The sequence below is a fragment of the Actinomadura rayongensis genome (assembly GCF_009831215.1).
Taxonomy (GTDB): domain Bacteria; phylum Actinomycetota; class Actinomycetes; order Streptosporangiales; family Streptosporangiaceae; genus Spirillospora; species Spirillospora rayongensis.
This window is the reverse complement of sequence record NZ_WUTW01000001.1, coordinates 1,309,391-1,332,531: the sequence shown is the minus strand read 5'-3', so window position 1 is coordinate 1,332,531 and position 23,141 is coordinate 1,309,391. Positions and strand designations below refer to the sequence as shown.

The 23,141-nt window shown below is 73.4% G+C and carries 22 protein-coding genes; 9 read left to right on the top strand and 13 right to left on the bottom strand.

What is annotated here, in order from left to right; all coding sequences use genetic code 11:
- Nucleotides 1-41: 41 nt before the first annotated feature.
- From GQ466_RS06265 to GQ466_RS06245, 5 genes are all read right to left on the bottom strand, one after another.
- Nucleotides 42-737, bottom strand: a complete 696-nt coding sequence (locus GQ466_RS06265; RefSeq protein ID WP_378186494.1) for a helix-turn-helix domain-containing protein — start codon at nt 735-737, stop codon at nt 42-44.
- Nucleotides 738-954: 217 nt separating this feature from the next.
- Nucleotides 955-3,645, bottom strand: coding sequence for a DNA translocase FtsK (locus tag GQ466_RS06260; RefSeq protein ID WP_161101761.1), 2,691 nt, complete (start codon nt 3,643-3,645; stop codon nt 955-957).
- Nucleotides 3,646-3,727: 82 nt separating this feature from the next.
- The gene (locus GQ466_RS06255; RefSeq protein ID WP_161101760.1) at nt 3,728-5,416 is read right to left on the bottom strand and encodes an RNase J family beta-CASP ribonuclease; all 1,689 of its coding nucleotides are present in this window, start codon (nt 5,414-5,416) and stop codon (nt 3,728-3,730) included.
- Between the two features lie 70 nt (nt 5,417-5,486).
- Complete coding sequence (dapA, locus tag GQ466_RS06250; RefSeq protein ID WP_103563551.1) at nt 5,487-6,425, bottom strand: 4-hydroxy-tetrahydrodipicolinate synthase; 939 nt, start codon at nt 6,423-6,425, stop codon at nt 5,487-5,489.
- A gap of 195 nt (nt 6,426-6,620) precedes the next feature.
- The gene (locus GQ466_RS06245; protein WP_237417608.1) at nt 6,621-7,679 is read right to left on the bottom strand and encodes a glycoside hydrolase family 18 protein; all 1,059 of its coding nucleotides are present in this window, start codon (nt 7,677-7,679) and stop codon (nt 6,621-6,623) included.
- 167 nt (nt 7,680-7,846) lie between these two features.
- On the opposite strand from GQ466_RS06245, the gene GQ466_RS06240 reads away from it, so the two are divergent.
- The gene (locus GQ466_RS06240) at nt 7,847-8,128 is read left to right on the top strand and encodes a hypothetical protein (protein ID WP_161101759.1); all 282 of its coding nucleotides are present in this window, start codon (nt 7,847-7,849) and stop codon (nt 8,126-8,128) included.
- Between the two features lie 83 nt (nt 8,129-8,211).
- Here GQ466_RS06240 and GQ466_RS06235 read toward each other — a convergent pair whose 3' ends face one another.
- Nucleotides 8,212-9,156 (bottom strand): DMT family transporter, encoded by a 945-nt coding sequence (locus tag GQ466_RS06235; RefSeq protein ID WP_161101758.1) that lies wholly within the window; start codon nt 9,154-9,156, stop codon nt 8,212-8,214.
- On the opposite strand from GQ466_RS06235, the gene GQ466_RS06230 reads away from it, so the two are divergent.
- Complete coding sequence (locus GQ466_RS06230; protein ID WP_161101757.1) at nt 9,155-10,540, top strand: aminotransferase-like domain-containing protein; 1,386 nt, start codon at nt 9,155-9,157, stop codon at nt 10,538-10,540. The genes GQ466_RS06235 and GQ466_RS06230 overlap by 2 nt on opposite strands.
- A gap of 4 nt (nt 10,541-10,544) precedes the next feature.
- Here the strand turns inward: GQ466_RS06230 and GQ466_RS06225 are convergent, their stop codons facing one another.
- Nucleotides 10,545-10,892 carry a VOC family protein gene (locus GQ466_RS06225; protein WP_161101756.1) on the bottom strand — a complete coding sequence of 116 codons (348 nt, stop codon included), beginning with the start codon at nt 10,890-10,892 and terminating at the stop codon, nt 10,545-10,547.
- A gap of 101 nt (nt 10,893-10,993) precedes the next feature.
- On the opposite strand from GQ466_RS06225, the gene GQ466_RS06220 reads away from it, so the two are divergent.
- Genes GQ466_RS06220 through GQ466_RS06205 form a run of 4 tightly spaced genes read left to right on the top strand, consistent with a single transcriptional unit; the run spans nt 10,994 to nt 14,681 of the window.
- The gene (locus GQ466_RS06220) at nt 10,994-11,542 is read left to right on the top strand and encodes a CGNR zinc finger domain-containing protein (RefSeq protein ID WP_161101755.1); all 549 of its coding nucleotides are present in this window, start codon (nt 10,994-10,996) and stop codon (nt 11,540-11,542) included.
- 10 nt (nt 11,543-11,552) lie between these two features.
- Nucleotides 11,553-12,101 carry a GNAT family N-acetyltransferase gene (locus GQ466_RS06215; protein WP_161101754.1) on the top strand — a complete coding sequence of 183 codons (549 nt, stop codon included), beginning with the start codon at nt 11,553-11,555 and terminating at the stop codon, nt 12,099-12,101.
- A 58-nt stretch (nt 12,102-12,159) separates the two neighbouring features.
- Nucleotides 12,160-13,779, top strand: a complete 1,620-nt coding sequence (locus tag GQ466_RS06210) for an MFS transporter (protein WP_337193340.1) — start codon at nt 12,160-12,162, stop codon at nt 13,777-13,779.
- A gap of 35 nt (nt 13,780-13,814) precedes the next feature.
- Nucleotides 13,815-14,681: a 1,4-dihydroxy-2-naphthoate polyprenyltransferase gene (locus GQ466_RS06205; protein WP_161101753.1), complete on the top strand. Its 867-nt coding sequence runs from the start codon at nt 13,815-13,817 to the stop codon at nt 14,679-14,681.
- A 4-nt stretch (nt 14,682-14,685) separates the two neighbouring features.
- On the opposite strand, the gene GQ466_RS06200 is transcribed toward GQ466_RS06205, so the two are convergent.
- Entirely contained in the window at nt 14,686-15,369 is a 684-nt protein-coding gene (locus GQ466_RS06200; protein WP_161101752.1) for a uracil-DNA glycosylase, read from the bottom strand.
- Between the two features lie 97 nt (nt 15,370-15,466).
- Here GQ466_RS06200 and GQ466_RS06195 point away from each other — a divergent pair, with 97 nt between their 5' ends.
- Together GQ466_RS06195 and ftsH are read left to right on the top strand one after the other, a co-directional pair.
- Nucleotides 15,467-16,234 (top strand): substrate-binding domain-containing protein, encoded by a 768-nt coding sequence (locus GQ466_RS06195; RefSeq protein ID WP_161101751.1) that lies wholly within the window; start codon nt 15,467-15,469, stop codon nt 16,232-16,234.
- Nucleotides 16,235-16,318: 84 nt separating this feature from the next.
- Nucleotides 16,319-18,307 (top strand): ATP-dependent zinc metalloprotease FtsH, encoded by a 1,989-nt coding sequence (ftsH, locus tag GQ466_RS06190; protein ID WP_161101750.1) that lies wholly within the window; start codon nt 16,319-16,321, stop codon nt 18,305-18,307.
- Between the two features lies 1 nt (nt 18,308).
- Here the strand turns inward: ftsH and GQ466_RS06185 are convergent, their stop codons facing one another.
- Nucleotides 18,309-19,157: an SCO6745 family protein gene (locus GQ466_RS06185; protein WP_161101749.1), complete on the bottom strand. Its 849-nt coding sequence runs from the start codon at nt 19,155-19,157 to the stop codon at nt 18,309-18,311.
- Nucleotides 19,158-19,316: 159 nt separating this feature from the next.
- Here GQ466_RS06185 and GQ466_RS06180 point away from each other — a divergent pair, with 159 nt between their 5' ends.
- Nucleotides 19,317-19,976 (top strand): Uma2 family endonuclease, encoded by a 660-nt coding sequence (locus GQ466_RS06180; protein WP_161101748.1) that lies wholly within the window; start codon nt 19,317-19,319, stop codon nt 19,974-19,976.
- A gap of 1 nt (nt 19,977) precedes the next feature.
- Here GQ466_RS06180 and GQ466_RS06175 read toward each other — a convergent pair whose 3' ends face one another.
- Genes GQ466_RS06175 through GQ466_RS06160 form a run of 4 tightly spaced genes read right to left on the bottom strand, consistent with a single transcriptional unit; the run spans nt 19,978 to nt 23,081 of the window.
- Nucleotides 19,978-20,553 carry a transglutaminase-like domain-containing protein gene (locus GQ466_RS06175; RefSeq protein WP_161101747.1) on the bottom strand — a complete coding sequence of 192 codons (576 nt, stop codon included), beginning with the start codon at nt 20,551-20,553 and terminating at the stop codon, nt 19,978-19,980.
- On the bottom strand, nt 20,553-21,293 hold the full coding sequence (gene dapB / locus GQ466_RS06170; RefSeq protein WP_161101746.1) for a 4-hydroxy-tetrahydrodipicolinate reductase: 741 nt from the start codon (nt 21,291-21,293) through the stop codon (nt 20,553-20,555). The genes GQ466_RS06175 and dapB overlap by 1 nt, the downstream gene beginning before the upstream one ends.
- A 33-nt stretch (nt 21,294-21,326) precedes the next feature.
- Complete coding sequence (locus GQ466_RS06165) at nt 21,327-21,713, bottom strand: phage holin family protein (RefSeq protein ID WP_161101745.1); 387 nt, start codon at nt 21,711-21,713, stop codon at nt 21,327-21,329.
- 39 nt (nt 21,714-21,752) lie between these two features.
- Nucleotides 21,753-23,081: an insulinase family protein gene (locus tag GQ466_RS06160; RefSeq protein WP_161101744.1), complete on the bottom strand. Its 1,329-nt coding sequence runs from the start codon at nt 23,079-23,081 to the stop codon at nt 21,753-21,755.
- Nucleotides 23,082-23,141 lie beyond the last annotated feature (60 nt).

Sequence of the window (23,141 nt, the reverse complement as noted above, 5' to 3'; positions counted from 1 at the left end):
ACGGCCCCGCGCCGCCGGACGGACCCGAGCCCGCCCCTACCTCACGCGGCCTCGGGGTCGGACGGCGTGAAGTCCAGGTGGACGACGTTCCCGCTCTGCCCGGGCGTGCCGAGGTCCTTGCCGTTCACCGTCAGCCGGACGCCGCCGCCGTTGCCGATCAGGATGCTGATCTTCTTCTTGGCCTTCCACTCCCGGACGGTCCCGCTGCGCAGCGTCCCGCTGAAGAGGGTGCGGCCCTTGTCGCCCCGGACGTTCACCCACGTCGCGCGGCGCGCCTTCAGCCGCAGCTCGACGTTCTTGCGCGGCGCCGCCGCCACCGGGTCGCCCGCGCGCCGCGGCTGCTGCTGGTGCGGGGACGCCGCCGCCTGCGCGGGCTTCTCCGCGACCTGCCGCGCGGCGTGCTGGCCGCCGCGCCCGCCGAAGAACTGGACGCCCGCCACGACGACCAGCGCCGCGAACGCCATCGCCATCGCCGCGCTCCAGTTCGGGCTGCGGCGCTCGCGGAACGGCACGAGCGGACGGTCGGTCTCCCACGGACCGCCGGTCGCCGACGAGGGCTGCGGCGCGCCGCCGTGCGCGTCGTCGAACGCGCGGACGAGCGGTTCGGGGTCGACGCCGACGACGCGGGCGATGGTGCGGATGTGGCCGCGGGCGTAGAAGTCGCCGCCGCAGGGCGCGAAGTCGTCGCGCTCGATGCCGCGGATCACGCTCTCGCGGACGCGGGTCCGCAGACTCACCTCGGTGATCGTGAGACCGGCCTGCTTCCGCCCCTCCGCCAAGGTCTCACCGATACCCACGCGAGTTCTCCCTCCCGGCACTCCGGTTGGACTCCAGTCTAGAAACGGCCATGCCCGCTGCGCGACGCCCGACACGTTCTGGACCGGCCAAGATTTCGCATCAATCCGCCCACGGGCGTACCGACGGAACATGTCCGCCGTGCGTCGGGACGGCGTCTCAGGCCGAACCGCGCACGTCGGCGAGCACGCCGGGCAGCTCGTCGGGCTTGACGAGGACGTCGCGCGCCTTGGAGCCCTCGCTGGGGCCGACGATGTCGCGGCTCTCCATGAGGTCCATGAGGCGCCCGGCCTTGGCGAACCCGACGCGCAGCTTGCGCTGGAGCATCGACGTCGAACCGAACTGGGTGGACACGACCAGCTCGATCGCCTGCAGCAGCAGGTCGAGGTCGTCGCCGATGTCCTCGTCGATCTCCTTCTTCGGGCCGGACGTCTCGGTGACGTCCTCCCGGTAGACCGCCTGCATCTGCGTCTTGCAGTGCTCGACGACCTCGTGGATCTCCTTCTCCGACACGTACGCGTTCTGCAGCCGCATCGGCTTGCTCGCGCCCATCGGCAGGAACAGCGCGTCGCCCTGCCCGACCAGCTTCTCCGCGCCCGGCTGGTCGAGGATGACGCGGCTGTCGGCCAGCGAGGACGTCGCGAACGCCAGCCGGGACGGCACGTTCGCCTTGATCAGCCCGGTCACGACGTCCACCGACGGGCGCTGCGTGGCGAGCACGAGGTGAATTCCGGCGGCGCGGGCGAGCTGGGTGATGCGGACGACCGAGTCCTCGACGTCGCGCGGCGCGACCATCATGAGGTCGGCCAGCTCGTCCACGATGACCAGCATGTACGGGTACGGGGTGTAGACGCGCTCGCTGCCGGGCGGCGCGGTGAGCTTGCCCGCCCGGACGGCCTTGTTGAAGTCGTCGATGTGCCGGAACCCGGACGCGGCCAGGTCGTCGTACCGCCGGTCCATCTCCCCCACGACCCATTCGAGGGCTTCGGCGGCCTTCTTCGGGTTGGTGATGATCGGGGTGATGAGGTGGGGGATGCCCTGGTACATCGTCAGCTCGACGCGCTTGGGGTCCACCAGGATCATGCGGACCTCGTCGGGCGTCGCGCGCATGAGCACGGACGTGATGAGCCCGTTGATGCACGTCGACTTGCCCGCGCCGGTCGCGCCCGCGATGAGGATGTGCGGCATCTTCGCGAGGTTCGCCACGACCGTGCGGCCCTCGACGTCCTTGCCGAGTCCGACGACCATCGGGTGGTGCTCGCCGGTCGCGGCGGGCGAGCGCAGCACGTCGCCGAGGCTGACGATGTCCTTGTCGACGTTCGGGATCTCCACCCCGATCGCCGACTTGCCCGGGATCGGGGAGATGATCCGGACCTCGGAGCTTTTCACCGCGTAGGCGATGTTGCGGGTCAGCGCGGTGATCTTCTCGACCTTGACCGCCGGGCCCAGCTCGATCTCGTACCGGGTGATCGTCGGGCCGCGCGTGAAGCCGGTGACCTGCGCGTCGATGTTGAACTGCTCCAGCACGCCGGTGAGCGAGTTCACGACCTGGTCGTTGGCCTTGGTGCGCGGCTTGGCGACGCTGCCGGGACGCAGCGCGGACGGCTCGGGCAGCTCGTAGATCTCCCCCGACGACGACAGCGGGAGCTGCTCGCTGCGGCGCGGCGCGGGCGTCGGGTCCGGGACGGCCGGCTGCGGCGGCGGCGCGTCGTCCACCGGATCGGGCGGCAGCAGGTCGGCGGGCGGTTCGGCGGGCGGCTCGGGCGGCGGACCGAACGGGTCCGGCTCGAACAGGTCGTCGGCGAGGTCGCGGGAGGCGCCCGGGCGCGGCGCGTCCTCGTCCAGCAGCGGCGTGTCGTAGGGGCGGGAGTGCTCGCCGCGCTCGACGCCCTCCTCGCCGCCCTCGGCTGCGCGGGACCGGCGGCGGCGCTTGGGCTTCGGCTCCGCGTTCTCGTCGGTCTCGGCGGGCGCGCCGGTGCGGCCCTGGAGCGTCGCGACGGCCCACAGGTCGGCGAGGCGTTCGGGGACGCGCGCGATCGGCGTCGCCGTCACCACCAGCAGCCCGAACCCCGACAGCAGCAGGAGCAGCGGCACCGCGACCCACGTGCTCAGCGCGGCGGCCAGCGGCGCCGACACGAGCCAGCCGATCACGCCGCCGCCGTCGCGCACGCCGGTCATGTCGTCGGCGGGCGACGGCAGGCCCGAGCCGATGTGGACGACCCCGACGACGCCGACGAGCAGGGCGGTCAGGCCGATCGCGACGCGTCCGGTGTCCTCGTTGGTGTCGGGGTGCCGCAGCGTCCGCCACGCGAGCACCGCCAGCACGACGGGCACGCCCATCGCGAGGATCCCGATCCCGCCGCGCACGACCTGCTCCAGCGCCCTGGTGACGACGCCGCGCGGCGTCCACCAGGTGACCGACGCGAGCACGATCGCCGAGCCGAGCAGCGCCAGCCCGAGGCCGTCGCGCCGGTGCTCGGTGTCGAGGTTGCGGGCGCCGTTGCCGAACGCGCGGAACAGCGACCCGACCGCGACGGCGGCGAGGTGGTAGAGCTTGAACAGCAGGCCGAAGAACGCGAGGAACAGGTTCGGCACCGGATCGGGCGCGGGCGGGCGGCCCTTCGCGGGCGCCTTGCGCGGCGCGCCGCCCTTGCCACCGCCCTTGCCGCCGTTCTTCGCCGGGGCCTTCTTGGGCGCGGCGCCGCGGGCGGCGGGCTTCTTGGCCGCCGCCTTCGTTCCGCCGCCGGTGCGGCGCGGTGCGGGCGGCCGGTCGCCGCCCGTTCTGCCCCGGGCCTGCTCGGCCCCGGCACGCGAGGAGGATTTCGCCCCACCGGACGCACGTGTGGCCATGCTGCCGAGCCTAACCAAGAGACACGCCGGTTCGGCGGCAGGACGCGCGCCCCGGGCGTGTCGTACGCCCGGGGCGCGCGGCTCAGACCTCGACCACCGCGGGGATGATCATCGGGCGGCGCCGGTAGTTCTCGCTCACCCACTTGCCCGCCGTGCGGCGGATGATCTGGCTGACCTGGTGCGGGTCGTTGACGCCCTTGCCGCCGGCGTCCGCCAGCGCGGCCTCGATCCGGTCGATGACCTCGTCGAAGTCCGCGTTGCCGATCCCCGCGCCGCGCGCGTGGATCTCCGGCCCGGCCACGACCTTGCCGCTGGAGGTGTCGATCCCGACGACGATCGAGATGAACCCCTCCTCGCCGAGGATCCGGCGGTCCTTCAGGGACGTCTCGGTGACCTCGCCGACCGACAGGCCGTCCACGTACACGTACCCGGCCGGGACGGCGCCGACGATGCTCGCCTGCCCGTCCACCAGGTCCACGACGACGCCGTCCTCGGCGATGACGATGTTCTCGTCCGGGACGCCGGTCGCCGCCGCGAGCTTGGCGTGCGCCCGCAGGTGCCGCCACTCGCCGTGGATCGGCATGAAGTTGCCGGGCTTGGTCATGTTGAGCACGTACAGCAGTTCGCCCGCCGACGCGTGCCCCGACACGTGGACCAGCGCGTTGCCCTTGTGGACGATCCGCGCCCCCCACCGCGTCAGCCCGTTGATCACGCGGTTCACCGCGTTCTCGTTGCCCGGGATCAGCGACGACGCCAGCATGACGGTGTCGCGGTCGGTGATGCGGATCTGCTGGTGGTCGCGGTTGGCCATCCGCGACAGCGCCGACATCGGCTCGCCCTGCGACCCGGTGCAGACCAGTACGAGCCGGTCCGGCGGGACGTTCTCCAGGTCCTTGACGTCGACCATGATCTCGTCCGGCACCGACAGGTACCCGAGTTCGCGGGCGACGCCCATGTTGCGGACCATCGAGCGGCCGACGAAGCAGACGCGCCGCCCGTTGGCGACGGCCGCGTCCAGGACCTGCTGCACGCGGTGGATGTGCGACGCGAAGCACGCGACGATCAGCCGCTCCTTCGCGGTGCGGAACACCTCGTCCACGACCGGGCCGATGTTGCGCTCGCTCGTGACGAACCCCGGCACCTCCGCGTTCGTGGAGTCCGACATGAGCAGGTCGATGCCCTCGGCGCCGAGCCGCGCGAACCCGCCGAGGTCGGTGAGCCGGCCGTCCAGCGGCAGCTGGTCCATCTTGAAGTCGCCGGTCGCGAGCACCAGCCCGGCGGGCGTGCGGATCGCGACCGCCAGCGCGTCGGGGATCGAGTGGTTCACCGACAGGAACTCGCAGGAGAACGGCCCGAAGTCCCGGGTCTCGCCCTCCACGACCACCTCGGTGACCGGCTTGATCCGGTGCTCGGTGAGCTTGGCCTCCAGCAGCGCCAGGGTCAGCTTCGACCCGACCAGCCGGATGTCGCGCCGCTCCCGCAGCAGGTACGGGACGGCGCCGATGTGGTCCTCGTGGCCGTGCGTCAGGATGACGGCCTCGATGTCGTCCAGGCGGTCCCGGATGTACTCGAAGTCCGGCAGGATCAGGTCGATGCCCGGCTGCTCGGTCTCGGGGAACAGGACCCCGCAGTCGACGATCAGCAGCCGGCCGCCGAACTCGAAGACCGTCATGTTGCGGCCGATCTCGCCGAGGCCGCCGAGCGCGACGATGCGCAGTCCCTCCGGCGGCAGCGGTGGCGGATCGGGCAGTTCGGGGTGCGGGTGGCTCACGCGCGTCCCCCCGCGGGGACGGCGGGAACGGTCCCGTCCCCGTACCGACGCGGCGCCCGCCGCGCGGCGGTCACCTGTCGACCTCCGGAATGCTCGACTCGGGCACTTTGACTCCCCCCATCATCAGGTCTTCACGCAGGCGCGCCGCGAACTCCGGCGGGGCCTCCACGAGCGGCGCGCGCACGGCGCCGCCGCCCGGCAGGCCCAGCAGGTTCAGCGCTGCCTTGACGGCGATGGCGCCCTGCGTACGGGTCATGATGGCGCCGACGACCGGCAGCAGGCGCCGGTGGATCGCCAGCGCCCGCGCCACGTCTCCGGCGCGATAGGCGTCGATCATCTCATGCAGGTCGGCCCCGACGACATGTCCGACGACGCTGACGAATCCGGCCGCCCCCACCGACAGCCACGCCAGGTTGAGCAGGTCGTCGCCGGAGTAGAAGGCGAGATCGGTGCCCGCCATCACCTGCGACGACTCGAACAGGTCGGCCTTGGCGTCCTTCACCGCGACGATCCGCGGGTGCTCGGCCAGGCGGCGCAGCGTGTCGCCCTGGATCGGGACGCCCGCGCGGCCGGGGATGTCGTAGAGCATGTTCGGCAGGCCGGTCGCGTCGGCGACGGCCGTGAAGTGCCGGACCAGGCCCTCCTGCGGGGGCTTGTTGTAGTACGGCGTCACGACGAGCAGCCCGTGCGCTCCGGCGGCCTCGGCCTGCCGGGCGAGCTGGAGGCTGTGCTCGGTGTGGTTCGTCCCGGCGCCCGCCACGATCACCGCGCGGTCCCCGACGGCCTCCACGACCGCGCGCAGCAGCCGCTCCTTCTCGGTGTCGCTCGTCGTCGGCGACTCGCCCGTCGTGCCGTTCACGACGAGGCCGTCGTGGCGCTGCTCCTCGACCAGGTGGGTCGCGAGCCGCGCCGCCCCGTCGTAGTCGACCCCGCCGTCCGGCAGGAACGGGGTGACCATCGCGGTCAGCATCCGCCCGAACGGGGCGTCCGCGGTTGTGCTCGGTGCCATGCACCGAACGGTACCGGTCCGGACGCATGCCGGGGACCCTCAGCCCGTGCGGAGCGGACCAGAACATGGGAAGGTCGCCGCCATGCTCGGGGGGACACGACGGCGACCCTCTCCTCAGCCATCGGTCGTGGTAAAGCCTTCGTTACCGGTCATCCCGACGGGATGGCCCGGGCAAGCCCGCGCCGGCGCCCCGGCTCAGCCCTGTTCCTGCGCCGCGCGGCCCGCGGGCGCTTTCGGCGGCCATTCCTTTCGGTAGTCTTGCCAATCTTTTTCGGACGTCGTCCAGTCGGCGTATATGCCCACGCCGAACGGCTTCTTCGGCTGCCTTCCGAGGGCGTCGATTCCTTTTCGCACGCCGCGGAGCGCGGTCGGGAGGTCTTCCGCCCAGCCGGTCGACGACCGGTAGGTCGGGACGCCGAGGAACACCGTCGTGCGGTCGCCGATCAGGTCGAGGGTCCACTGCGCGTGTTTCGCGAAATGTAGCCCGACCAGGGATTTCGTCCAGAGTTGCGTGTCGTAGGCCATGATGGCGACCTGGTCGGCGCGGGCGGCCAGCGCGCGCAGGAACGTCGCCGTCGGACGGGCCGGGTAGCGGAAGCCGCCCGTGCGCGGCAGCAGCGCCTTGAAGATCGGCTGGGCGGCGTCCACCAGGGTTTTCTGCTCGATCGCCACCGACAGGAGCTTTCCCCTGGATTTCGTCAGCGCGCGCGTGTCGTCCAGGAGGGCCAGGAACGCGGCGTCGTCGGGATAGATGGGCTCGAAGTCGTAGTGGACTCCGGCGAATCCCAGGTCGAGGAACGTTCGGTCCGTCGCCAGGACGTTGGTGCGGACGTTGCGGTCGTCCAGGTCGATGATTCCGTGCCCGTCCACTTTCCGGATCTGGCCCAGGTACGCCTGCGCCCGGACGGTCGGGGCGTAACGGTGGAGGGCGGCCAGCAGTGCGGGGGCGTTGCGATAAAGGTTCGCGGGGACGGTTCCGTCCGCCTCGAACGGGCCGGCGTGGAAGTAGACGTCGGTGATGCGGTTGCGGCGGAGTAAGTCCGCGAACGATCGGTACTCGGCGTCCGTGTGCGGCTCCCCCACCCACTGGTGGCGCGCCCACAGGGCGTTCACGTCGGTGCCCGGCGCGGACGGCGGAGTCTGCCACCACATCCACGCCCCGGACGGGACGAGCAGCACCAGTCCGAGCACGTACACGGCGGCCCAGGCGACGCCGCGCAGGATCCGCCGGCGCCGTTCCCCCCGTCCCCGCATCCCGCGATGATCCCAGGCGCATCCCAGGACAGGGAACCCGAACGATCAAGAAACGGTCATTGTTCCGGACGTCGCCCACCGAACCGGACACGCAGGGTGTTCACTTGGTCGCAGACGGAACCCGTTCAATGTCGGGATCTCCGTTAGGGATGGAGGTCGTCAGACCAATGCGAGGACCGAACCAGACCGAGGCGCGCCGGACGGGCCGGCGCGCCGAGCACCGGCGGACCGTCCGCCGGGACGAGATCCGGGGCCGCGCGTCGCGCGGTCGCCGTCCGATGCGACGGCCGGCGGGCGATCCGGCGCCGCTGTTCAGTACCCGCGCCCTGGTCATCCTGCTGGCTGCCGTGGGCGCGGCCGTCTTCTCCGTCGTCAGGCCCGGCACCGCGATCCCGATCGGGACCGCCGTCGGCGTCGTGACGCTCCTCGCGCAGATCGTCCGCGACTGAGAAGGGCGGCCTCCGGGCCGCCGGGACGGGAACCGAAAGGAGGCGGCGGGGTCCGCGAGCCCCGCCGTCGTCAGGCGGCATCGTCAGGCGGCGACGTCGAGCCGTTCCGCCGGGGCGGGGACGGGCGCCCGCCGGATCCGCGCCCGCTGCGTGACCCCGACGCACACCAGCACCGCGACCGCGACCCCCGCCGTGAGCGCGTCCACGTGCTCGCCGAGCAGCAGCGCCGACCAGGCGAGCGTCAGCAGCGGCTGGACGAGCTGGACCTGCCCGGCGCGCGCGATGCCCGTCCGGGCCATCCCCGCGTACCAGGCGAAGAACCCGAGGAACGACGAGCCGAACGTCAGGTACGCGAAGCCGGCGACGGTGCGTCCGGTCCAGTGCGGCCCGGCGTCGGCGAGCATCGCGAACGTCGCCGGGAGCGCGACGGGCGCGGCGAGGACGAGCGCCCAGGAGATGACGCGCGGGCCGCCGAGCGTCCGCGCGATCCGGCCGCCCTCGGCGTATCCGGCGGCGCCGACGACCAGCGCCGCGAGCAGCAGCAGGTCGGCGGCGCCGAGCCCGCCGCCGCCCCGGACCAGCGCGAACCCGGTGACGCAGACCGCGCCCGCCGCCGCGGCGAGCCAGAACGCGCGCGACGGCCGCTCGCCGCCGCGCGCCAGCGCGCACACGGCGGTCGCGCCGGGCAGCAGGCCGATGATGACGGCGGCGTGCGCGCTGGACGACCCGTGCGCGAGCGCGAGCGACGTCAGGACCGGGTAGCCGAGCAGGACGCCGCCCACGACGACGAGCAGGCCCGCCCAGTCGCCGCGCCGGGGCGCCGGGCCGGGGACGGCGAGCAGCAGCAGCCCGGCGGGCAGGGCCGCGACGGCGCAGCGGCCGACGCCGATGAGCGCGGGCGGCAGCCCGTCCAGCGCGAGGACGTTGGCCGGGAACGTGAAGGAGAACGCGAGGACGCCGAGCGCGGCGAGTCCGGTCCCGGTGACCGCTATCCGGCCGTCATCGGTAGCGCTATCATCATTCTTCATGAAAAACGATAGCAGTGGGGCATCTCTGGCCGAAGCACTGCGGGTCGAGATCCGCGCGCTGCGTCCGGGCGCCCGGCTGCCGTCGAGCCGCGCGCTGATGGAACGGCACCGCGTCAGCCCGGTCACGGTGACGCGGGCGATCGGGCAGCTCGCCGCCGAGGGCCTGGTCGTGACGCGGCCGGGCAGCGGCGCGTTCGTCGCCGAGCGGCCCCGGCCGCGCGCCGACCCGCCCGACTTCGGCTGGCAGGCCGTCGCGCTCGGCGACCGGACGGTCGACGCGAGCACCGTGCGCGAGCTGGTCAGCCCCGTCCCGGACGGCATGATCCGGCTGAGCGGCGGCTATCTGCACGCCTCGCTCCAGCCGTCCCGCGCGCTCGCGACCGCGATGGGCCGCGCCGCGCGGCGCCCGGACGCCTGGGAGGCGCCGCCGCCCGCCGGGCTCGCCGGGCTGCGGACGTGGTTCGCCCGCGCCACCGGCCCCGACCTCACGCCCGACGACGTGACCGTCACCGGCGGCGGGCAGCAGTCGCTGGCCACCGTGCTGCGGGCGCTGCTGCCGCCGGGGTCGCCGCTGCTGGTGGAGTCCCCGACGTATCCGGGCGTGCTGGCGCTCGCGCGGATGATCGGGCTCCAGCCGGTGCCGGTCCCGGTCGATACCGACGGCCTGCGCCCTGACCTGCTCGCCGAGGCGTTCGGCGTGACGGGCGCCCGGGCGGTCTACTGCCAGCCGACGCTGCACAACCCGACGGGCGCGGTCATGCCGTCACAGCGACGCGAGCGGGTGCTCGCGGTGGCGCGGGCGGCCGGGGCGTTCGTCGTGGAGGACGACTACGCGCGGCACTTCGTCGCCGAGCCCGTCCCGCCGCCGCTGGTCACCGCCGACACCGAGGGGCGCGTCGTCCACATCGCCTCGCTCACCAAGGTCACCGCGCCGAGCGTGCGGATCGCCGGGGTCATCGCGCGGGGGCCGGTCGCCGAGCGGATCCGGTCGGCGCAGCTCGTCACCGACTTCTTCCCCGCGCGCCCGCTCCAGGAGGCGGTGCTGGAACTGGTCGGCGCGCCGGGCTGGACGCGGCATCTCGCGGCCGTCCGCACGGCGCTGACGGCCCGCCGCGACGCGCTGCTCACGGCCGTCGCGCGCGAGCTGGGGGCGGCGCCGCGTCGGCCGTCCGGCGGGCTGCACGCCTGGGTGCCGCTGCCCGCCGGGACCGACGACCGCGCGGTCGCGGAGGCGGCGGCGCGCGCCGGGGTGCGGGTCAGCGCGGGCCGCCCCTACTTCCCGGCCGAGGCCGACGGGCCGTACGCGCGGCTGAGCTGGGGCGCGGCGGCGTCGGAGGCCGAGATCGCCGAGGGGGTGCGGCGGCTCGCGGGCGTGCTGCCCTGACGCCTCACTCGGTGCAGAAGCAGAACTCGTTGCCCTCCGGGTCGTACCAGACCTGGAACGGACGCTCCGGGTTCTCGCCCATCGGCTCGCTCGCCGGGGTCGCGCCGAGCGCGCGGGCCCGCTCCCCCGCCACCGCGATGTCGGGGACGTCGAGGTCAAGATGGACGCGGTTCTTGACCGCCTTGCCCTCCGGGACGAGCTGGAACGACAGCACCGGGCCGTCCTTGCCGAGCGGTTCCAGGTCCAGCCAGCCGTCGTCGCGCTGCGTCGTCTCCAGCTTCAGCAGCGCGCCCCAGAACCGGGCCACGACGTCCAGGTCATTGCAGTCGAACACCACGTGCGTCACCTTCATGCGTCCGTTCCTACCACGGACGACACCGGTGAAACCAGAACGATGGTGTCGGAAACCGTCGTTTCCGGATGACCGGTGTCTCCGCTGGTAGTGTCGGGATGATGACGGCCCATGACGCCGCACTGCTGCTGCGCGACTTCGTCAACACGCTCGACGCCGAGACCGGCACCGACGAGCTGGCCGCCCCCGACCGGCTCACCGCCTGGCTGCGCTCCCAGAACCTCCTGCCGTCCGGCGCCGTCGCCGGGCGGGCCGACCTGCGCACCGCCGTCGCGCTCCGCGAGGGCCTGCGGGACGCGCTGCGCGCCCATCACGACGACGCCGCCCCCGGACGCGCGCTCGACGGCGTCCTCGCGGGCCTGCCGCTGCGCGTCGCGGTCGTCCCCGGCGCGGACCCGGTGCTGGTCCCGGCCGGGCACGGCGCCGCCGCCGCGCTCGCCCGCCTCGCCGCCGCCGTCATGGCCGCGGTCGCCGACGGCACCTGGCACCGGCTCAAGATCTGCCCGGCGTGCGCGTGGGCGTTCCTCGACACGTCCCGGAACCGGTCCCGGACGTGGTGCTCGATGCGGGTCTGCGGCAACCGGACCAAGACCCGTGCCTACCGCGCCCGCCGCGCCGCTCCGGACGGCGCCGCGCCGGACCGCCGCTAGGGTGGGCGCCATGCCCCAGACGCCCGTCCGGCCCGATGTGGGCGTGCGGCCCGCGCGCCGCGCCGACGCCGCCGCGATCGCGGAGATCCAGGTGCGGTCCTGGCGGAACGGCTACCGGGAGCTGCTGCCCGCCGCCGTCCTCGCCGAGGTGACCGGCGACGCGGCACAGGCGGCGTGGCGCGAGCGCTGGGCGGAGTCGATCACGGGACCGCCGTCCCCGCGCCACCGCGTGCTGGTCGCGGTCGCCGAGGGGCTCGTCACGGGCTTCGCGGCGCACGGCCCGGCCGAGGACGCGGGCGGCGACCCGTCCGTCGCCGAACTGCTCGCGCTGCACGTCGACCCGCTCCACACCCGCGCCGGGCACGGCAGCCGCCTGCTCGCCGCCACCGCCGACGTCCTGCGCGAGGACGCCGTCACCACGCTGCTGACCTGGGCGTTCGAGGGCGACACGGTCCTGCGCGGGTTCCTCGTCTCGGCGGGCTGGGCGCCCGACGGCGCGGCCCGGACGCTCGACATGGGCGAGCCGGTCCGCCAGGTACGGCTGCACACGGCGCTCTAAAGGGGAGGAAACGCGGGGTCGGTGAGGGGCACGGAAGGCCCGGCCGTACTGTGGGGACGTGCCCGAGACGACCCTGACACCGCCCGCCGCCCCGGTCGCGCCGCCCTCCGGCCGCCGCTGGCTCGGGGTGTGCGTGATCAGCCTGGGCGTGTCGCTGATCATCGTGGACGCCACGATCGTCGGCGTCCTCCTCCCCCAGATGGTGGACGGCCTCGGGCTCACCACGGCCGGCGCCGAGTGGATCACCTCGGTGTACGCGCTGGTGTTCGCGGCGCTGCTCATCCCGGCGGGCCGCGCGGGCGACCTGTTCGGCCGCCGCCGCCTGTTCCTGCTCGGCACCGTCGTCTTCACGCTCGCCAGCCTCGGCGTCGCCGCCGCGCAGAGCGGCGGCGCGCTGGTCGCGGCGCGGGCGGTCCAGGGCGTCGGCGCCTCGATGATCATGCCCGCCGCGCTGTCCACGCTGAACACGCTGTTCACCGGACGCGACCGGCACGTCGCGTTCGGGATCTGGGGCTCGATCCTCAGCGGCATGGCCGCGCTCGGCCCGCTGCTCGGCGGCGCGCTGGCGACCGGCGGCGGTTGGCGCTGGGCGTTCTGGCTCAACCTGCCGCTCGGCGCCGCGCTGATCGCCGGGGCGTTCGCGCTCATGCCCGAGACGCGCGGCCGACCCGCCACCGCGCGCGGCCCGCTCGCCGAGATCGACTGGACGGGCGGCGCCCTGTCGGCCCTCGGCCTCGGCGCGCTCGTCTGGGGGATCATCGAGGGCCAGACCTACGGCTGGTGGACGGCCGTCGCCCCGCACCGCGGGCTGTCGCCGGTGCCGGTCGCGCTCGTCCTCGGCGCCGTGCTCCTCGTCGCCCTGGTGCTCGTGGAACGGGCCCGCGCGGCGGCCGGACGGCCCGTCATGCTCGACCTCGCGCTGTTCCGCGTCCCGAACTTCCGGCACGGCAACCTGGCGTCCGCGCTGGTCAACGTCGGCGAGCTGGGCATCGTGTTCGTCCTGCCGCTGTTCCTGCTCGGCGTCCACGGCACGTCCCCGGTCCAGATCAGCCTCGCGCTGCTGCCGCTCGCCCTCGGAGCGTTCCTCTCGGGGGCCGCCGCCGGGCGCTTCGGCCGCCGGGTCGGCCCGCACCGGATCGTGCAGGGCGGCATGGCGCTGGAGGTCGCGGCCGTCCTCGGGCTCGCGGTGACGCTGTCCCCGTCCACCGGCGGGCTCGGCGTCGCGCCCTGGATGCTGCTCTACGGCGTCGGGCTCGGGCTGACCGCCGCGCAGCTCACGAACGTGTCGCTCGCCGACGTGCCGCCGGAACGGTCCGGGCAGGCGTCCGGGACGCAGTCCACGGCCCGGCAGATCGGCGCCGCGCTCGGCATCGCGCTCATCGGGACGGTCTTCGCCACGAGCCTCGGGCGGACCGTGACCGCGCGGCTCGCCGACGCGGGCGTCCCCGCCGCGCACGCCGCCGCCGTCGCGCACGAGCTGCGGCACAGCGCCGGGACGTACGCGCGGGACCTGCACGCCGACCCGCGCCGCGCCGTCGAGGCCCGCGCCGCCGACCGCGCCCTGGCCGCCGCCGCGCGGGACGCGTCCCTGGTCACGGCGGCGATCCTCGCGGGCGGCCTCGCCCTGTCGCTGCGGCTGCGTCCGAGCCGTCCCGGGCGTCCGGAAGAATCGGCGTAGTTCCCCTGTCGTCCCCAACGAAACAAGCGGTAACTGTGGCCACGCTCTCCCAGTGGGTCGCCGGTTCGCGGCCCCGCACCCTCCCCGCCTCGCTCGTCCCCGTCGTCGTCGGCACCGGCGTCGCGGTCGGCGCGGGCGGCGCCGTCTGGTGGCGCGCCGCCCTCGCGGCCGTCGTCTCGCTGATCCTCCAGGTCGGCGTGAACTTCTCCAACGACTACAGCGACGGCGTGCGCGGCACCGACGCCGACCGGGTCGGGCCGCTGCGGCTCGTCGGCTCCGGCGTCGCCAAGCCCAAGCACGTGCTGGCCGCCGCGCTGGCGTGCTTCGGGATCGCGGCCGTGGCGGGGCTCGTCCTCGCGGCCGTGACGACGTGGTGGCTGCTGCTCGTCGGCGCGTTCGCGATCCTCGCCGCGTGGTTCTACACCGGCGGCAAAAAGCCGTACGGCTACCGGGCGCTGGGCGAGATCTCGGTGTTCGTGTTCTTCGGGCTCGTCGCGGTCGTCGGGACGGCCTACGTCCAGCTCGAACGGCTGCCCGCCGAGGCGTGGGCGGCGGCGGTGCCGATCGGGCTGCTGGCGTGCGCGATGCTCGTCGCCAACAACGTCCGCGACATCCCGACCGACGAGATCGCGGGCAAGCGGACGCTCGCGGTCGTGCTCGGCGACCGCAACACCCGCATCCTCTACGCGATGTGCACCGCGCTGCCGTACCTGTTCGTGGTCGCGCTGTCCGTCGTCCACCCGTGGGCGCTGATCGCGCTGCTCTCGGCGCCGCTGTCGGTGCCGCCGACGCAGAAGGTGCTCCAGGGCGCGAACGGCCCGTTCCTCATCCCGGTGCTCGGCGAGACCGGCCGCCTCCAGATCGCCTACGGCGCGCTGCTCGCGGTCGGCCTCGCCCTCTGAGCCGTCAGCGTCCGAGGCTCCAGTCGATCTCCGGCTCGCCCGCGTCGGCCAGCGCCTTGTTGACCGCGCTGAACGGACGCGTCCCGAAGAACTTCTTCGCGCTGAGCGGGCTCGGGTGCGCCGACTCGATCACGGTGTGCTGCGGCCCGGTGATCAGCTTGGCCTTCTTGCGCGCGTACGCGCCCCACAGCACGAACACGACGCGCCGCGGCTTGTCGTTGAGCGCCCGGATCGCCGCGTCGGTGAAGTCCTCCCAGCCCTTGCCCGCGTGCGAGCCCGCCTCGCCCGCCCGGACGGTCAGCACCGCGTTGAGCAGCAGGACGCCCTGGTCCGCCCAGGGGATCAGCTCGCCCGTCGTCGCGGGCGGGACGTCCAGGTCGGCGGCCAGCTCCTTGTAGATGTTGCGCAGCGACGGCGGCAGCCGCACCCCCTCCCGGACGGAGAAGCTCAGCCCGTGCGCCTGCCCCGGCCCGTGGTAGGGGTCCTGGCCGAGGATCAGCACGCGGGCGTCGTCGAACGCGCAGTGCCGGAACGCGCTGAACAGGTCCTCGCGCGGCGGGTAGACGGTCTGCTGCGCGTACTCCTGCTCCACGAACGCGCTCAGCGCGGCCGTGGAGATCGGGTCGAGCAGCGGTTCGAGCCGTGCGCGCCAGTCGGCGGGCAGGGACTCGACGAGGTCAAGCGTCATCGGGGGGCCTCCGGAACGTTTCGGACCAGCGGCATCGACCCTAGCGACCCCCACCGACACGACGGGTCCTTTCGCGGAGCCTCTAGGATGCCGCCATATGCCGGATTCCCCCCTCCGTCGCCGGACCGCCCTCGTCCTGCTGCTCTGCGGGCTCTCCTGGGCCGTCCAGGGATGCGGGTCTTCGGGGCCGACGACGCTGACCGTGTTCGCGACGTCGTCGCTCACCGAGGTGTTCGGCGAGCTGGGCGCGCGGTACGGGCAGACGCATCCGGGCGTCCGGATCGACGCGCGGTTCGGCGCGTCGGCGGACGTCGCCGGGCGCGTCGCCGACCGCGAGCCCGCCGACCTGCTCGTCACCGGCGACGAGACGGCGCTGAACGCCGCCGAGAACCGCCTCACCGGCCGCCGCCGGATCATCGCGCGCACCGGCCTGACGATCGCGGTCGCGCCCGGCAACCCGCGCCGTCTCCAGGGCCTGGCGGACCTGACCCGGCCGGGGCTGCGCGTGGTCGTCGGCGCCGCCGTGACGCCCATCGGACGCTACTCGCGGCAGGTGTTCACCCGGTCCGGCCTGCCGGTGCGGTGGACGGCCGAAGAGGTCGGCTCCCGGGCCGTCCTGGACCGCGTCCGGTCCGGCATGGCCGACGCCGGGCTCGTCTACGTCACCGACCTGCGCTCGGCGGGCGCGGCGGCCGACAGCGTGCCGATCCCGGCGGCCGACAACGTCGTCGCGGCCTTCGCCGCGTCGGTCGTGAAGGGCGGCCACGAGGACCGCGCGGCGGCGTTCCTCACCTGGCTGACCGGCACGGACGCGGCGCGCCTGTTCGCCGAGTACGGATTCTCACCGCCCGGCGCCGTCCACTGACGGAGCGTTTTCGCCCGGCATCGAGCGGGCACGTTCCCGATCATCCGGTCGGGGGTGTTCGTGCCGGGTACGGGGGAGTTCGAGGTGCCGTCCACGCCACCGCGGGATCAGGAGAAGCGCCGGCCGGCGCCGCCGGACCGGCGGCCCGAGCGCCCGTGGCGGTCCGAGGGCGTCCCCGGCGGCGGGGACCGGCCGCCCGACGGCCCGCGCGGACGCGGCTACCGGCCCAACCGCACGGTGTTCTTCTGGCTGCTGCTCGCCGTCGTGTTCGGGCTCAGCTACCTGTCGATGCACCTCACCGGGCGACACGAGCGCCAGAGCCTGCCGTACACGGTGTTCACGCAGCAGGTGGCGGCCGGGAACGTCCGCGACGTCTACACCAAGGGCTTCCAGATCCAGGGCCGGTTGAAGCACGCTCGACAGGTGCCCGGTCAGAACGACCCTCACGTCACCTATGACAGCTTCGAGACGCTGCGGCCCGCGTTCGCCAACGACGACGTCTACGGGCAGATGGTCGCCAAGGGCGTCGTGGTGGAGGCGCGTCCGGTCAGCCAGGACCGGGGGCTGCTCGCGAACCTGCTGCTGTCGCTGCTGCCCGTGCTGCTGTTCGTCGGGCTGTGGGTGGTCGCGCTGGTCTGGATCCAGCGGCGCATGTCGCGAGGCGGCGGCGCGGGCGGCCTGATGGGCGGCTTCGGCCGGCAGCCGCGGCCCGTCACGCCGGACGAGAAGCGCGCCACGTTCGCCGACGTCGCCGGGATCAACGAGGTCGAAGAGGAGCTGACCGAGATCGTCGACTTCCTCCGCGACCCCGGCAAGTACCGCAAGATGGGCGCGCGGGTGCCGCGCGGCGTGCTGCTGACCGGCGCGCCCGGCACCGGCAAGACGCTGCTGGCGCGCGCCGTCGCGGGCGAGGCGGACGTGCCGTTCTACTCGGCCGCCGCGTCGGAGTTCATCGAGATGGTCGTCGGCGTGGGCGCGGCGCGCGTCCGCGAGCTGTTCACCGAGGCCCGCCGGACGGCGCCGTCGATCATCTTCATCGACGAGATCGACACGATCGGCCGGACGCGCGGCAGCGGCGCCTCGGTCGGCGGCCACGACGAGCGCGAGCAGACGCTGAACCAGGTGCTGACCGAGATGGACGGGTTCTCCGGGTCCGAGGGCGTCGTCGTGATCGCGGCGACGAACCGTCCGGACATCCTCGACGCGGCGCTGCTGCGGCCCGGCCGGTTCGACCGGACGGTCTCGGTGTCCCCGCCCGACCTGGACGGACGCGTCGAGATCCTGCGCGTCCACACCCGCGACGTGCCACTGGACCCCGAGCTGGACCTCACCGCCGTCGGCCGGATCACCCCGGGCATGACCGGCGCGGACCTCGCCAACCTCGTCAACGAGGCGGCGCTGCTGGCCGTGAAGCGCGGCAAGGACCGCGTGGACATGACGGACTTCAACACCGCGCTGGAGAAGATCCAGCTCGGCACGCGGCGCGCCCTGGTCATGCCGCCGGACGAGCGGCGCCGCACGTCGTACCACGAGTCGGGCCACGCGCTGCTGGGGATGCTGCTGCCGGGCGCGGACCCCGTCCGGAAGGTCACGATCGTCCCGCACGGCCGCGCGCTCGGCGTGACGGTCTCCACGCCCGAGGCCGACCGCTACGCCTGGGACGAGACCTACCTGCGCGGCCGGATCATCGGCGCGCTCGGCGGGATGGCGGCCGAGGAACTGGTGTTCGGCGTCGTCACGACCGGCGCCGAGTCCGACCTGGAGCAGGTGACGCGGATCGCGCGCGGCATGGTCGGCCGCTGGGGCATGTCCGACCGCGTAGGCCCGCTGTCCGTGCTCCCCGGCGAAGGCGCCGACCCCGGCGCGCAATACGCCGCGCAGGGCACGCTCGACGTGGTGGACGAGGAGACCCGCCGCATCGTCGAGGACTGCTACGCCGAAGCCCTGCGCCTCCTCCGGGCGAACCGCGAAAAGCTGGAATCGCTCGCCCAGACCCTCCTCGACCAGGAGACCCTGGACGAGGAGGCCGCCTACGAGGCGGCCGGCGTCCCCCGCACCGCCTCCCCGCCCTGACTCACGCCGGACGCGTCACGCCCACCGGATTCGGGAACGGGATCTCGCCGGTCGCGATGACCGCCTCCGCCACCGGCAGCAGCGCGTCGTACAGGGCGGACGGGTCGTCCAGCACCCGGTACGGCCCGGCCGCGCGGGAGTCGGTGCGGTCCTCGATCGCCTGCCGGAAGACGCGGCCCTCTTCGGTCGCGGTGCCGTCGGACGCGAGCAGCCCGCGTTCCACCAGCGCGGCGTGCGCGGCGTCCCACTCGTCGTCGGAGTAGCCGCGCGAGTCCTTGAGCCACTGCCCGGGCGAGCCCATGACGGCCGACGCGAGGACGTTGGACTGCGGCCCGTCCAGGCCCTCGGCGGTCAGGATCGCGACGTGCCCGTCCCCGCGGTGCTCGCGCAGCGCCGTGACGGCCTGCCACAGCGCCTCCACCGGGTCGTCCGGGGACGGCAGGTCGCGGTTCCCGGCGAACAGCGGACGGCCCGTCCCGTCGGCGGCGTCCACGGCCCGCCGCAGCAGCTCGGTGATCGGCGGCGCCATCCCGTCGATCTCCGGCAGCGCCCGGCGCAGCGCCGCCGCAGCCGCCGCCGAGCGCGCCGCAAGCACGTCAGCGTGCGCGGCGAACGTCCAGGCGTCCGGGATGGCCCGCCGCACGCGCTTCGGATGGAACCCATGGAACGTCGCTTCCACCACCCCCGGCCCGACCGGCCCGAGCGGCGCAGCGCGCATCGCGAAATAACCCATCCAGTAGCCACGCAGCCCGATCTCCTTGGCCGCCGCGACACTCTCGGGAGCGAAGTAGCTGATGATGTGCACCGGTTCGATGACCCGCCAGAGGGTGCGGGCATAGGAAGCGTCCATCCCGGCATTGTGACCGCCGCACCCCCACCGCCGACATGGCGGGGCATGGAGTTGCCACGCCGTGTGAAGGTTCGCCGGGAGTTGTGCCGTTCCGGGTACGCTGAGTCAGGGCGGTCCCTACGATGATGGGAGCTGATCGTGAGGGAAGGAACACCCGAAGTGAGCATCCTTGCCGTGGCTCGCACCTATTACACGCTCCCCGACACCCCGTACAACCTGTGGATGCGCGACGAGCTCGCCACGGCGATGGACCTCCCGAACGACGGTACCCGCGTTGAAATCATCGGTGGAGAGATCGTCGTGTCGCCAACCCCCCTGTTCGAGCACAACGCCGTCGTCTGGGAGATCCAGAAAGGGCTTCACGCCGCGCAGATCGCCCAGCCGGATTTCAGCTGGGAATGCGTCACCGGTCAGGACCTCGCGCTGAGCGACCTCCACAGCGGGTACATCCCGGACCTGTGCGTCCTTCCCCGCGATGCCTACGTGAACGCCATGCGCGACAAGGTCCGCAAGCTCCGGCCGGAACACCTGGAGCTGGTGGTCGAGGTGACCTCTCCGACGAATGCCCCTACCGACCGCCGCTCCGGTCCCCGGCGCACCGCACCGACCAAGTGGCACGAGTACGCGCGCGTCGGTGTCCCGTTCTATCTCCTGGTGGACCGCGATCCGAAGGTCGCGACGGTGACGCTGTTCTCCGAGCCCGACCGGGCGGCCGGTGAGTACGGTGACGCGATCGAGTGGAAGTTCGGCGAGAAGGTCGAGCTGCCCGCGCCGCTCGGATTCTCCTTCGCCACCGACGAGTGGGACACCTGGAACTGATTCAGAGTTCGCCGGGGAGGCCGGAGGCGGCGAGGGCCAGGGCGTCGTCGGACGAGCGCAGGGCGTCCAGCACGACGGGGTGCGGGGCGGCGTGGACGGTCGGGTAGGTGCGCTCGCCCAGCGCGGCGTCCGGGACGAAGGCCAGACGGTCCTCGTCGGCGGAGAACTCTACGTCGATGCCCGGCTTGTTGCCGCGGACGTCCAGGAGCACCCAGCGGTCGTCTATGAGGGCCGCCGCCAGGCCGTGCAGGACGAATCGGTCGCCGTCGCGTAGTCGCTGGTAGGCCAGGCCCGCCTGGATGCCGCCCGCCCGCAGCAGCGCTACGAACGCGTGCGCCTTGGCGTAGCAGAAGCCCGTGCCCTGTTCCAGGACGTCCGAGGCGCGCCAGGTGACCCGGCGGTCCCCCGCGTCCACGCAGTGCGTCACCTCGTCGCGGACGTACCGGAACGCCGCCTCGGCGAACGCCCGGTCGTCGCCCGTCCGCAGTCGCGCCGCGAGCGTTTGGACGACCGGGTGCTCGACGTCGACGGCCTCGTCCGCGCCGAGGTAGTCCCACGGCTCGGCGTCGAAGTCCATCAAAGGTCGAGCAGCGACTCGATGCCGACCGTCAGCCGGTCCGGCAGGGACGCGACCCGCCGCACGCCGAGCAGCACGCCCGGCATGAACGACTCGCGGTTCATCGAGTCGTGCCGGAGGCTGAACAGCTCGCCGTGCCCGCCGAGCAGCACCTCCTGGTGCGCGATCGCGCCCGACAGCCGCACCGCGTGCAGGCGCACGCCGTCCACGTCCGTGCCGCGCGAGCCCGGCAGCTCCGACTCGGTCGCGTCCGGCGACTTCGGCACGCCCTTCTCGGCGCGTGCGGCGGCGATCAGCTCGGCCGTCCGGTACGCGGTGCCCGACGGCGCGTCCTTCTTGTTCGGGTGGTGCAGCTCCACGATCTCCACGGACTCGAAGTAGGGAGCCGCGCGCCGCGCGAAGTCCATCATCAGCACCGCGCCGATCCCGAAGTTCGGCGCGATCAGCACGTTCGCGCCCGGCGACGCGGTCTGCCACGACCGGACGGCGTCCAGCCGCCCCGGGTCGAACCCGCTCGTCCCGACGACCGCGTGCAGGCCGTGCTCGACGCACCAGCGCAGGTTGTCCATGACGACGCCGGGATGGGTGAAGTCGACCACGACGTCGGCGGCCTCCAGCGCGTCCAGCGCCTCGCCGTCGTCCACGGTGGCGGCCAGCTCCAGGTCGTCCGCGCCCTCGACCGCCCGGCAGACCTCGGCGCCCATCCGGCCCCGCGCGCCCAGCACCCCGACCTTGATCACTTCGTCCTCCCGACCTCGGATCCGGGGACGAGCCTACCGGTCGTCCCGGTCGTTCTCGGGCACCAGGAGGCCGAGCAGCCAGCTCACGACGCCGACGATGATCGCGCCCCAGAACGCGGGCCAGAACCACTCCACGTGGAAGGGAACGTCCAGCTTTCCGGCGATCCAGCTCGTCAGCATCAGCAGCGCCGCGTTGACGAGCAACGCGAACAGCCCGAGCGTCAGCACGTAGAACGCGCAGCCGAACACCTTGATCAGCGGTTTGAGCACCGCGTTGACGACGCCGAAGATCACCGCGACGACGAGCAAGGTCAGCGCCCGCTTGGCGCCGCTGCCCGCCGTCACGTCCACTCCGGCCACGACCGCCGTCGCGACCCACAGCGCGACGGCCGTGACCACGACCCGGATGAGAATCCTCATGATCACCGCCTACCCGGCGGCGGAGCGGATACGCGGGGATCAGAGCGTGAAGTCGCGGTCCCCGAACGGTCCGATGACCGTCAGCGCGCCCGGACGGGTCAGAACGTCCCGGCCGACCTCGCGCACGTCGTCCAACGTCACCGCGTCGATCTTGGCGAGGACCTCGTCCACCGGCAGCAGCGACTCGTACACCAGCTCGCTCTTGCCGATCCGGCTCATCCGCGACCCGCTGTCCTCCAGCCCGAGGACCATCCCGCCCCGGAGCTGGCCCTTGCCGCGCTCCAGTTCCTCCTCGGTCAGCGACGTCTCGGCGACGCGCGCGACCTCGTCCCGGCAGATCGACAGGACCTCGTCGGCCTTGCCGGGCTGGCAGCCCGCGTACACGCCGAACAGGCCCGTGTCGGCGTACTGCGCGGTGTAGCTGTACACCGAGTACGCCAGGCCGCGCTTCTCGCGGACCTCCTGGAACAGCCGCGACGACATGCCGCCGCCGAGCGCCGCGTTGAGCACGCCGAGCGCGAACCGGCGGTCGTCGGTGCGGCACAGCCCGGCCGTGCCGAGGACGATGTGCGCCTGCTCGGTGTCCTTGTCGACGACCCGGACGGTCGGCGCGGTCGGCACCGCGGGGCCGCCGATGCGCGGCTCGGCGGGCAGGTCGCCCTCGACGCCGGGCAGCTCGGCGAACGCCGTCGTCACCAGCCGCACCACGGCCTCGTGGTCGACGTTGCCGGCCGCCGCCACGACCAGCCGGGACGGGACGTAGTGCCGCCGGTAGTAGGCGTGGATCCGGTCCCGCGACAGCGCGTTGATCGAGTCGACGGTGCCGAGGATCGGGCGGCCGATCGGCACGTCCCCGAACAGCGCCGTGGAGAACTCGTCGTGGATGAGGTCGCCCGGGTCGTCGTCGCGCATGTGGATCTCTTCGAGGATCACGTTGCGCTCGGCCTCGACGTCTTCGGGACGGTTCAGCGACGCCGCCACCATGTCGCTGACGACGTCCACCGCGATCGGCAGGTCGGCGTCCAGCACCCGCGCGTAGTAGCAGGTGTACTCCTTGGCGGTGAACGCGTTGAGGTCGCCGCCGACCGCGTCCAGCGCCGCCGAGATCTCCAGCGCCGACCGCCGCCGCGTGCCCTTGAACAGCACGTGTTCGAGGTAGTGGCTCGCGCCCGCGTCCTCGGGCGTCTCGTCGCGCGAGCCGACCCCCGCCCAGATCCCGAACGACGCCGACCGGGTCGACGGGATCGCCTCGGTGATGATCCGCAGGCCGCCGGGCAGCACCGTCCGGCGGACCGCGCCGGAACCGTCGTCACCGGGGTGCAGCGTCACAGTGGTGCCGGGCTCCTGCGCCCGCGCGGACTGCGTCACGTCGTTCTCGCAATCTCGAAGGGATCGGCGGAAGGGGAGAAACGGGCCGACCGGCCCGTC

What these genes read in the sequence shown, in the direction of transcription:
- GQ466_RS06260 (WP_161101761.1), bottom strand. Translation starts at nt 3,645, where the DNA reads ATGGCCACACGTGCGTCCGGTGGGGCGAAATCCTCCTCGCGTGCCGGG.
- dapA (WP_103563551.1), bottom strand. Translation starts at nt 6,425, where the DNA reads ATGGCACCGAGCACAACCGCGGACGCCCCGTTCGGGCGGATGCTGACC.
- GQ466_RS06245 (WP_237417608.1), bottom strand. Translation starts at nt 7,679, where the DNA reads ATGCGGGGACGGGGGGAACGGCGCCGGCGGATCCTGCGCGGCGTCGCC.
- GQ466_RS06240 (WP_161101759.1), top strand. Translation starts at nt 7,847, where the DNA reads ATGCGAGGACCGAACCAGACCGAGGCGCGCCGGACGGGCCGGCGCGCC.
- GQ466_RS06230 (WP_161101757.1), top strand. Translation starts at nt 9,155, where the DNA reads ATGAAAAACGATAGCAGTGGGGCATCTCTGGCCGAAGCACTGCGGGTC.
- GQ466_RS06235 (WP_161101758.1), bottom strand. Translation starts at nt 9,156, where the DNA reads ATGAAGAATGATGATAGCGCTACCGATGACGGCCGGATAGCGGTCACC.
- GQ466_RS06225 (WP_161101756.1), bottom strand. Translation starts at nt 10,892, where the DNA reads ATGAAGGTGACGCACGTGGTGTTCGACTGCAATGACCTGGACGTCGTG.
- GQ466_RS06220 (WP_161101755.1), top strand. Translation starts at nt 10,994, where the DNA reads ATGACGGCCCATGACGCCGCACTGCTGCTGCGCGACTTCGTCAACACG.
- GQ466_RS06215 (WP_161101754.1), top strand. Translation starts at nt 11,553, where the DNA reads ATGCCCCAGACGCCCGTCCGGCCCGATGTGGGCGTGCGGCCCGCGCGC.
- GQ466_RS06200 (WP_161101752.1), bottom strand. Translation starts at nt 15,369, where the DNA reads ATGACGCTTGACCTCGTCGAGTCCCTGCCCGCCGACTGGCGCGCACGG.
- GQ466_RS06195 (WP_161101751.1), top strand. Translation starts at nt 15,467, where the DNA reads ATGCCGGATTCCCCCCTCCGTCGCCGGACCGCCCTCGTCCTGCTGCTC.
- GQ466_RS06185 (WP_161101749.1), bottom strand. Translation starts at nt 19,157, where the DNA reads ATGGACGCTTCCTATGCCCGCACCCTCTGGCGGGTCATCGAACCGGTG.
- GQ466_RS06175 (WP_161101747.1), bottom strand. Translation starts at nt 20,553, where the DNA reads ATGGACTTCGACGCCGAGCCGTGGGACTACCTCGGCGCGGACGAGGCC.
- GQ466_RS06165 (WP_161101745.1), bottom strand. Translation starts at nt 21,713, where the DNA reads ATGAGGATTCTCATCCGGGTCGTGGTCACGGCCGTCGCGCTGTGGGTC.